General features: G+C 65.1%; 5 protein-coding genes. 3 read left to right on the top strand and 2 right to left on the bottom strand.

Features of this window, described 5'->3' with window-relative positions; all coding sequences use genetic code 11:
* Positions 1-145 precede the first annotated feature (145 nt).
* Both OW493_RS08420 and OW493_RS08415 read right to left on the bottom strand, forming a co-directional pair.
* Positions 146-3,085: an FAD-binding and (Fe-S)-binding domain-containing protein gene (locus tag OW493_RS08420; RefSeq protein WP_289863828.1), complete on the bottom strand. Its 2,940-nt coding sequence runs from the start codon at positions 3,083-3,085 to the stop codon at positions 146-148.
* Positions 3,086-3,149: 64 nt separating this feature from the next.
* Positions 3,150-4,856, bottom strand: a complete 1,707-nt coding sequence (locus OW493_RS08415; RefSeq protein WP_289863827.1) for an L-lactate permease — start codon at positions 4,854-4,856, stop codon at positions 3,150-3,152.
* A 412-nt stretch (positions 4,857-5,268) separates the two neighbouring features.
* On the opposite strand from OW493_RS08415, the gene OW493_RS08410 reads away from it, so the two are divergent.
* From OW493_RS08410 to OW493_RS08400, 3 genes are all read left to right on the top strand, one after another.
* Complete coding sequence (locus OW493_RS08410) at positions 5,269-6,036, top strand: FCD domain-containing protein (RefSeq protein ID WP_077379971.1); 768 nt, start codon at positions 5,269-5,271, stop codon at positions 6,034-6,036.
* Between the two features lie 78 nt (positions 6,037-6,114).
* Positions 6,115-8,475: an ATP-binding protein gene (locus tag OW493_RS08405; protein ID WP_289863826.1), complete on the top strand. Its 2,361-nt coding sequence runs from the start codon at positions 6,115-6,117 to the stop codon at positions 8,473-8,475.
* Complete coding sequence (locus OW493_RS08400; RefSeq protein WP_084207741.1) at positions 8,472-9,917, top strand: sigma-54 dependent transcriptional regulator; 1,446 nt, start codon at positions 8,472-8,474, stop codon at positions 9,915-9,917. The genes OW493_RS08405 and OW493_RS08400 overlap by 4 nt, the downstream gene beginning before the upstream one ends.
* Positions 9,918-9,946 lie beyond the last annotated feature (29 nt).

The raw sequence follows: 9,946 nt of genomic DNA, 5'->3' as shown, positions 1-9,946 counted from the left end.
TCTTTCACCGCTGGTAACGCCATGCGTCCCCGGCAGCGGATGCGTACTTTACGCACGATCCGGGCTGAGCACAAGGGCTTTTTCAAGAGATTGTCATCACGCTGTCACGGAGCGTCACACTCCCTCTTCTCCCTATCCTTGCCCTCTATCCTTGCCTTGATGCCGAGGCACGCTCCACCAGGCCAAGAATCGACTGATAACTGAGCCCTGAGTGCTCACTCAGCCCTATCTCACAGGTGCGCGAGTTGGAGACACCATAGTCACAGTCGGCGACCACGTCCTTCAGCCCTTTCAGCGCCGAAGCATTGAGCTCCGGTGTCGCGAAGCCCTTGTCTCCCGCGAAACCACAGCAGGTGATCTCTTCCGGCACGACGATCTCGGTCGCACACTGGCGCGCCAGTGCCACGAAACGCTCCGCCAAGCCCATGCGAACACTGGAGCAGGTGACATGCACCGCGACTCTTGCCTTGAGCGGTGTGATCGAGAGGTGTGGCAATAGATAGTCGAGCACCAGCTGCACCGGCTCGACCAGCGTCAGCGATACCTCGAGATGTTCACGTGCGTAGGCCTGTGCCTGGGCGAGACACGGGCTGGTATCACAGAAGATCGGCAGACGCCCGCCATCGCTCGCTTCCACCAGCGCGGCTGCCAACTCGGCGGCCTTGGCATCCCCGGCCTCGAACTGGCCCTTGGACTGGAAGGCCATTCCGCAGCACAGAGCATCCACTCCCTTGGGCAGAACGACTTCGAATCCCGCCTTGTCCATCAGGGCCAGCGCCATCTCGGTGGCGCTGCGCGGATCGATGTCGTCAGTGGCGACCCCGAAGACACGCGTGGCACAGGACGGAAAATAGACGACATGCCCATTGGGCGTCTCGTTGCGCCCCAATGGCTGCGCCAGACGTTTGAGATAGGGACGCGGAGCGGCGGCCGGCATGCTGGGGGTCCATTGCTGCACCCTGTCGCCGGAGACCTTGCGGGCGGCCTGAGTCAGCCGTCGCATGTTGCGCGTACCGACCACACCATGCAGCCCATCTGCCAGGCGCAAGACACCGCGCATGCCACTGGTGACATGGGTGAAGTGCTCGCCGGCCCAGTGCGCCACCTTCACCTTGCCCGGATGATCGGCACCGGCGTTCTCCTCGTGGCGCAGACCGCGGATCAGATCCCCGGTATTGATGCCGACCGGACACTGGGTCGCACACAGACCATCTCCCGCGCAGGTCTCCATGCCTTGATAGGCGTAATCCTTCTTGAGCGCCGCCAGCTGAGCGCGCTGCTCGTCCGTCGGCATATCGAGGGCGGCGAGTCGTGCGATCTCACGCCGGATGACGATGCGCTGACGTGGAGTGAGGCTGAGATTCTTCGACGGACAGACCGACTCGCAGAATCCGCACTCGATGCAGCGATCCACCAGCGGGTCTGCTGCCGGGAGAGGCTTGAGGTTCTCCAGATGCAGACGGGAATTGCGCGTCAGGATGACTTCCGGATTGAGCAGATTGTCCGGGTCGAAAGCCTCCTTGATACGCCACATCAGGGCGTAGGCCTCCTTGCCCCACTCAAGCTCTACATAAGGTGCCATGTTGCGACCGGTGCCATGCTCGGCCTTGAGCGAACCACCGTACTCCTGCCCCACCAGCCGTGCGACGTCATCCATCAATGCCTGATAGCGCTCCACCTCGCCTTCACGCTCGAAGCCCTGCGGGAAGACGAAATGCAGGTTGCCTTCCAGGGCGTGGCCGAACAGGATCGCCTGGGAGTAGCCATGACGCTGGAAGACCTCCGTCAGCGCCCCGACCCCTTCCGCCAGCCGCTCGATGGGGAAGGCGACATCCTCGATGATCACGGTGGTCCCCAGGTCACGCACCGCACCGACCGCCGGAAACAGCCCCTTGCGGATCTTCCAGTACAACGCATAGCGCTGCGCATCCTGGGTGAAGGCCCACGCTTCACAGGTCTCGATGCCTTCCAGCACGCGGGCGACCTCCGCCATGCGCGCCTCCAGCTCCTGCTGATGCGCGCCGCGCACATCCACCAGCAGCGCGACCGCCGCTTCCGGCAGGGTGCGCAGCACCTCCGGCATGCCCGGCGCGTCCTCGACGGAGCGCAGCGCCGCGCGGTCCATCAGCTCCACCGCCGCGACCGGCGCCGTCTTGAGCAGCATGGTGGCGCGACAGGCCGCATCGATGTTCGGGTAGTAGACCAGCGCCGCCGCCTTGTGCGACTCCTCGATCACCGTGCGATAGGTGATCGAGGCGATGAAGCCCAGCGTGCCTTCCGAGCCGATCATCAGATGCTTGAGGATCTCGAGACCATCGGCATAGTCGACCAGCGCATTGAGGCTGTAGCCGGTCGTGTTCTTGAGGCGGTACTTGTGGCGGATGCGCTCCGCCAGTTCAGGGTCCGCCCGCACATCGCAGGCCATCCTTTCCAACGCTGCCAGCAGGCCAGCGTGGCTTGCACGGAAGGCCTGTACGCTCTTCGGCACCGCCGTATCCAGGCAGGTGCCATCGGCGAGAATGACGCGAATGTCCTCCACGGTGCGATAACTGTTGTGTGCCGTGCCGCAGCACATGCCGGAGGCGTTGTTGGCCGCGATGCCACCGATCATGCAGCTGTTGATGGAGGCCGGGTCCGGGCCGATCTTGCGCCCGAAGGGGGCCAGCAATTGATTGGCACGCGCGCCGATCACCCCCGGCTGCAGGCGGATACGACTGCCCTGTTCCAGCACCTGCGCCCCACGCCACTCACCGCCCAGCTGGATGAGCACCGAATCCGTCAGCGCCTGACCGGACAGCGACGTCCCGGCCGCCCGGAAGGTTACCGGCAGCTTGCGCGCCCGACACTCGCGCAGCACATGCCCCAGCTCCTGCTCGTCATGCACGCGCACCACCAGCTGCGGCACCAGACGATAGAAGCTGGCATCCGTGCCGTAGGCCAGCGTCCGCAACGCGTCGTGAATCAAGCGCTCAGCGGGAAGGTGCAATGCCAGCGCCTCGCGCAATGCCAGATAGGCAGCAGCACGCTCAGTCGCCGATGGGGTCTCGCTCAAGGCATCTCGTGCAATGGCGTCAGGAGCAGTCATGGCCAATCTCTTTTTGAAAAAACGGTGTGGATGTCAGTCAGGTCGGCATCACGAAAAGGCTCTGTCACTTGAGCAATGGGTCACTCAGGCCCAGCAAGTGGAACGCCAGCAAGCCAAGCACGCCAGAAGCCAATAGATAGTAAGCCGTCGGAATCGCCGTCATGCGCAGGGTGCGTCCCTCACGCCCCAGCAGGCCGACGGTCGCCGAGGCTGCCACCACATTGTGGATGGCGATCATGTTGCCGGCCGCCGCCCCGACCGCCTGCAGCGCCACCATCAGGGCCCCCGAGAGCCCGAGCTGGGCAGCGACATTGAACTGGAACTGGGACAGCATCATGTTCGAGACCGTATTGGAGCCGGCGATGAAGGCCCCCAGCGCGCCGATGCTGGACGCGAACAGCGGATACGCCTGACCGAGACTGTCGGCCACCACGTTCGCCATCACCACCGGCATCGAGGCCAGGTCGTTCAGATTGACGCCGGAGTTGATCAGGATGCGCACCATGGGAATGGTGAACACCAGCACGAATCCGGCCCCGACCAGCGTGCGCCAGGATTCACTGGCCGCCGCCACCAGCTGACGCGTCTGCATGCGATGCAGCATCAGGGTGATCAGTGCCACGAAGACCATGATGCCGCCCGGCAGGTAGAGCGGTTGTATCGACCCCGACACACCGCTGGCCCCCAGCAGGTCCGTGGCACTGAACTGCACGCTGACCAGCCACGCCTTGACGTCGCCCGACACGCGCGAGGCGACCAGCAGCAGCGCGATCAGGCCATAGGGCAGCCATGCCAGCCACAGTGGTAGAGGACGTCTGCCGGCGGCGGCCATCTCGACCTCATCACGCTCCAGCGTCAGGTCGCCCAGCCAATGCCTGGGCCATTCGGCCTCGGGCGGAAAATCCCAGCTGTCCTTCGGCAGCAGAAAACCGACACGCGCCGCCGGTACCACGATGATCAGGCCGACCAGGGCGCCGATCAGTGACGGGAATTCCGGGCCGAGGAAGACTCCCGCCGCCACGTAGGGCAGCGTGAAGCACAGCCCGGCGAACAGCGCGAACGGTGCGATCGACAACCCTTCACTCCAGCGTTTCTTCGCGCCGAAGAAGCGCGTCATCATCACGGTCATGAACAGCGGCATCAGCAGGCCGACGATGCCATGCACGATGGCGACTTCCGAGGTGATCAGCTGCAGGAAGGCCTCCCAGCTGGAATGATTCGCCAGCAGCTGCTCGCTGAGGCTGGCCTTGTCGAGGCCCGCGTTCACGCCGATCACGATCGGCGTGCCCACCGCACCGAACGATACCGGCGTCGACTGGATCATCATGCCCACCATCACCGCCCCCAGCGCCGGGAAGCCGATGGCGACCAGCAGCGGCGCCGCGATGGCCGCAGGCGTCCCGAAGCCGGAAGCGCCCTCGATGAAGCTGCCGAACAGCCAGGCGATGATGATCGCCTGTACGCGTCGATCCGGGCTGATGGTGGTGAAGGCACCGCGGATCACCGCGATCGCCCCGGAATGCTTGAGGGTGTTGAGCAGGAAGATGGCGCCGAAGATGATCCACAGCACCGAGACGGTGACCATCAATCCCTGCAGCGTGGAGGCCAGAATGCGCGTCAGCGACATCTGCCACACGAAATAGCCGATGGCAGCGGTGACGAGGAAGACCAATGGCATGGCGCGGCGCGCGGGCCATTGCAGGCCGACGAGCAGGATGCCCGCCAGCAGAATGGGGGCAAAGGCCAGCAAGGCCAGGAGGGGCTCGGACATGACGGAAACTCCGCAGGCGAATTGTTGTGATTGTTGTCGGGCACAGCAGTGAAGCACTCGGGGTTGGCGCACCCTCTGGTCAGGTCTTCACATAAATTGGTCATACCAATTTACCCTGCTGCACCTCGGCATAATCTAGGCGTCACCCTCATGGCGGTCAAACATCATGAGCTGCCTGATATCTAGACATTGGTCAAAGCACCATCGCCCTTTAAAATTGGTATTACCAATTGTTTGCAATCCCAATCAGCCACGCGAGGCGTGGTTGTCATACATATTGGTAAGACCAATGTCGGCTGTAGCGCGAAGTCGCCACACGCCACACTGATCCTCGGTCGCGCCTCTTCTGCATGCCGCACACCGGCTTGCAGCACTCGGCGCCACCTTTCACTCCTGCCGCAAGGACACTTCCATGCGTTACGCCCCCGTCCGCCAACCCCGTATCGCCGATGTGCTCACCGAACGCCTCGAGAGCATGATTCTCGAGGGCAGTCTGAAGCCCGGTGAGCGGCTTCCTCCGGAGCGCACCCTCGCCGAGCAGTTCGAGGTCTCGCGACCGTCCGTACGGGAAGCCATCCAGAAGCTGGCGGCGCGCGGGCTTTTGACCTCACGTCAGGGTGGCGGCACCTACGTGTCCGAAGAGTTGGCGCGCGCCTGGTCCGACCCGCTCAGCGCGCTGCTGGGTCGGCATTCCGAGTTCAATCTCGACCTGCTGGAGTTTCGCGACGCCCTGGAAGGCATCAGCGCCTATTACGCTGCCATGCGCTCCACCCCGGCCGACAAGGAGATGCTGCGTCAATGCTTCGAGACGCTGGAGAAGAGTTTCGAGGGACGTGACCCGGAACTGGAAGCCGGCGCGGATGCCGCCTTCCACCTCGCCATCGCCGAGGCCGCACACAACGTGGTGCTGCTGCACTCGATGCGCAGCCTGTTCCAGTTGCTGGAGAAGAGCATCGTGGCCAACCTGCGCCACCTGTTCGAGAAGCCGGAATCGCGTCCGCGCCTGATCCAGCAGCACCGCACCCTGTTCGAGGCGATCATGGAAGGACGCGCCGAGGACGCCCGCAACGCGGCCCACGAGCACCTGGTGTTCGTCGAGGATTCACTGCTGGAGCTGGAGCGCGCCGAAACCCGTGCACAGCGTGCCCTGCGCCGTGCCCAGGCCATGCCGGAGCGCTGAGGGTGCAACGCTGATGGATCAGTGAGGGTGGCCGTTCCCCCCCCTTCCCCTTGAGCCCTTGCCCAGGAAGGCCTGCCGATGAAGGACACGCGTCTGCCTCACCACTGGCGTCTGCTGCTGGCGATCGTGCTACCGATCGGTCTGATGCTGTGCGTCTGGCAGGCGGTGGCCGTCGCGCGCAGCCAGTCACTCGAGCGCCTGACCCATGAAGCAGACAACGAGTTGCGCCTGACCGCCGCCAGCCTGCGTGGTCAACTGAGCCAGCATGCCTACCTGCCACGGCTGGTCGCCGAGAACGATCAGCTGCGCGCCTTCCTTGATGCCCCCGATGACCCCAGCGCCGAGATGGCACTCAATCAACGGCTGGATCGCATGCGCGCGCTCGCGAAGGTGTCCGACCTCTACCTGGTCAACGACGTCGGCACCACCATCGCCGCCAGCAACTGGCGCTCGGCATCCACCTTCATCGGCCAGAACTATCGCTTCCGCCCCTACTGGAAGGACGCCATCGATGGCGGCGAAGCACGCTTCTACGGGCTGGGGACCAGTTCCGGCGAGCGTGGCTACTTCTTCAGCGCCAGCGTGGTGAGTCCCCGCGGACGGCGCGGCGTGGTGGTGGCCAAGGTGCAGATCGCCGCGCTGGAAGCGGCATGGCTGGATCAGAATGCCGACATCATGGTCACCGACCCGCACGGCGTGATCTTCATCGCCAGTCAGCCCGACCGGGTACTGCGCACGCTGGACCCCCTCAGTGACGAGACCCGCAACCGGCTGCTCGACACCCAGCGCTATGCCAATCAACGCCTGCGCCCCCTGCGGCTCTATCACCGTGAAGCCTTGTCCGACCTGTCGACGTCCGAGCCGCCCTTGCGTCTCGACGCTGTCACCACGGTCGAGCTGCTGCAACTGACGCCGGGCGATCTCTGGCAGCACGCCTGGTTGAGCCTGTCACGCCCGCTGCCGGACATCGGCTGGCGCCTGCATGTGCTCAAGCCACTGGCCCCGCTGCGCGGCAGCATCTGGCAAGCCGCCGGACTGGCCGCCGGTGGCTACGTACTGCTGTGCCTGCTGGCGGGGCTGGGCTGGCAACGGCTGCGCATCCTGCGCGAGCGGCGTCTGTTCGCCGAACGTGAACGACAGTCGCTCGCCGCCAGTCAGCAACGGGTGCGGGGCATCATCGACCGCACTCAGGCGGGGCTGTGCATCCTCGATGAACGTGCTCACCTGGTGTACCTCAATCCTACCGCCGTGGCGCTGTTCGGTTCGCCCTTGAGCGCCGATGCCTCACGGGACGACAGCCCCCGGCAGCCCAGCGCACGCGAAGGGCGTGACCTGCGCGAACTGTTCCTGCCGGCCGAGCGTGCGCTGCTGGACCACCTGACCCGCCCCCGCCCGATCGGGCCGCTGGAAGTGCATGGCCTGCGCAGCGGAGTGGCCGTGCCGCTGGAGCTGTCCTGCGCCCCGCTACCGAGCCCCAATGGCCCGCGCTGGCTGGTGACGGTCTTCGATGTCAGCGAGCGGCGCGCCCAGGCCGAGGCCCTCGCCCAGGCACGCGATGCCTTCGAGCAACGCGTGGTCGAGCGCACCCATGACCTCGCTGCCAGCAATGCGCGCCTGAGCGCGGAAGTCGAGGAGCGTACCCGCGCCGAGCGTGAGCTGCGCGCGACCCGCGATGAACTGATCCAGACCGCCAAGCTGGCAGTGCTTGGCGAGCTGGCCGCCGGCATCAACCACGAGCTCAACCAGCCACTGGCCGCCATCCGCGCCTATGCCGAGAATGCCAGCGCCTTCCTCGCCCGTGCCCAGACACCTCAGGTCGAGAGCAACCTGCGCCAGATCACCGAGCTGACCCAGCGCATGGGCGAGATCAGCGCCCAGCTGCGCCAGTTCTCGCGCAAGAGTGGTGACCGCCTGGAAGCGGTCGACCTCGCCACCAGTCTCGACTATGCCCTGCGCCTGCTGCAGCCACGCCGTGATGCCCAGGCAGTCGACATCACGCGTGAGCAGAGCACCGCCCAGCCCAGGGTGCGTGCCGAACCGGTACGCCTCGAGCAGGTACTGGTCAATCTGCTCAGCAATGCACTGGATGCGCTGGCTGACAGACCGTCAGCGCCAGCCTGCCTCCAGCTGAACCTGCATGAACGAGCCGGCAGTGAAGGCACGCAAGTGGTGCTGGAAGTGCATGACAACGGCCCGGGGCTTGCGCCAGCCCAGCTGACACGGGTCTTCGAACCCTTCTATACCCAGCGCGCCGATGGCAAGGGACTGGGACTGGGGCTGTCGATCAGCGCGCGTATCGTGGCGGATCTCGGCGGCACCCTCGAGGCGCATCCCTCACCGCTGGGGGGCGCACTGTTCCGGCTGACGCTGCCGGCGTCGGGCGCGCCCTCACAGCCCCTTTCCCCATCCGCCGCCGCCAATTCACAGGAGCCGTCATGAGTGATGTCACGAATGCTGACATGCAGGTGCTGGTCGTGGATGACGAACCACATCTACGCGACAGCCTGAGCCAGAGCCTGATGCTGGCCGATTACCTCACCCGGCCGCTGGCCAGTGCCGAGGAAGCGCTTGAGATCCTGAACACCGAAGCCCCCTTCGAGGGCGTGGTGATCACCGACATCCGCATGCCGGGCATGGATGGTCTGAGCCTGCTGCGCGCTGCCCGTGAGCTGGATGACGAGCTGCCGGTGATCGTGATGACAGGGCATGGCGATGTCGATACCGCCGTCTCCGCCATGCAGGGCGGCGCCTGGGACTTCATCGAGAAACCCTTCGATCGTGAGCGGCTGCTGGACGGGGTGCGGCGTGCGGTGGCCGCCAGGCGTCTGGCGCTGGAGAACCGCTCACTGCGCGAGCAGCTGGATACCCAGCGCAACAGCGCCGGGCCACGTCTGGTCGGCAGCAGCGAGGTGATTCAGCGCCTGGATGCCCAGGTCTCACGGCTGGCGGCGGTGGATGCCGATACCCTGCTGTACGGCGAGACCGGAGCCGGCAAGGACCGTGTCGCCCGCTGTCTGCACGAGCGCAGTCTCCGTGCCAGCAAGCCCTTCGTGGCACTCAATTGTGGCGGCATGCCGGAGACGTTGATCGAGTCGGAACTGTTCGGCCACGAGAAGGGGGCCTTTACCGGCGCCAGCGAGCGCCGGATCGGCAAGCTGGAACACGCCGACGGCGGCACCCTGTTTCTCGATGAGATCGAGTCCATGCCAATGTCGTTGCAGATCAAGCTGTTGCGTGTCCTTCAGGAGCGCAGTATCGAGCGACTGGGCAGCAATACACCGCGCCCCATCGATATCCGCGTCATCGCGGCCACCAAGCGTGACCTGCGTGAAGCGGCCAGCGCCGGCGACTTTCGTGAAGATCTCTACTACCGCCTGAACGTCGTCACGCTGTATCTGCCGCCACTGCGTGAGCATCGCGAGGATATCCTGCAGCTGTTTCGACACTTCGCCATTCTGGCCAGCGAGCGCACCAGTCTGGAGGTTCCGCCGCTGGATTCGCGTACGCTGCAGGCGCTGCTCGACCATGACTGGCCGGGCAATGTGCGTGAGCTGAGAAACTGTGCGGAGCGTCATGTGCTGCTGGGGGGACTGGAGGGCAATATCGGCGACAGCATGGCGGAGGGGCAGCCGCCGGGAGGGTCCGCCGAACAACGCAGCCTGCAGGCGGAGATGTCACTGGAAGAGAGCGTCAGCCAGGCAACCGAAGGGCAGGCACTGCCGACACGCATGGAGGCCTTCGAGGCCGCGCTCATCCGTGACGCGCTGGCCGCGTGCCGCGGACAGGTCGTGATGGCCTGCGAGCGACTGGGACTGCCGCGCAAGACACTTTACGACAAGCTCAAGAAGCATGGCCTGAGTGCCGAACCCTACCGGCGCTGAAGCGCATGGCGGGCTGCGGGAGAGGTAGC

This window comes from Cobetia sp. 14N.309.X.WAT.E.A4 (genome assembly GCF_030397495.1).
GTDB lineage: Bacteria > Pseudomonadota > Gammaproteobacteria > Pseudomonadales > Halomonadaceae > Cobetia > Cobetia marina.
The sequence above is the reverse complement of the archived record's forward strand: the minus strand, read 5'-3'. Positions and strand labels throughout refer to the sequence as shown.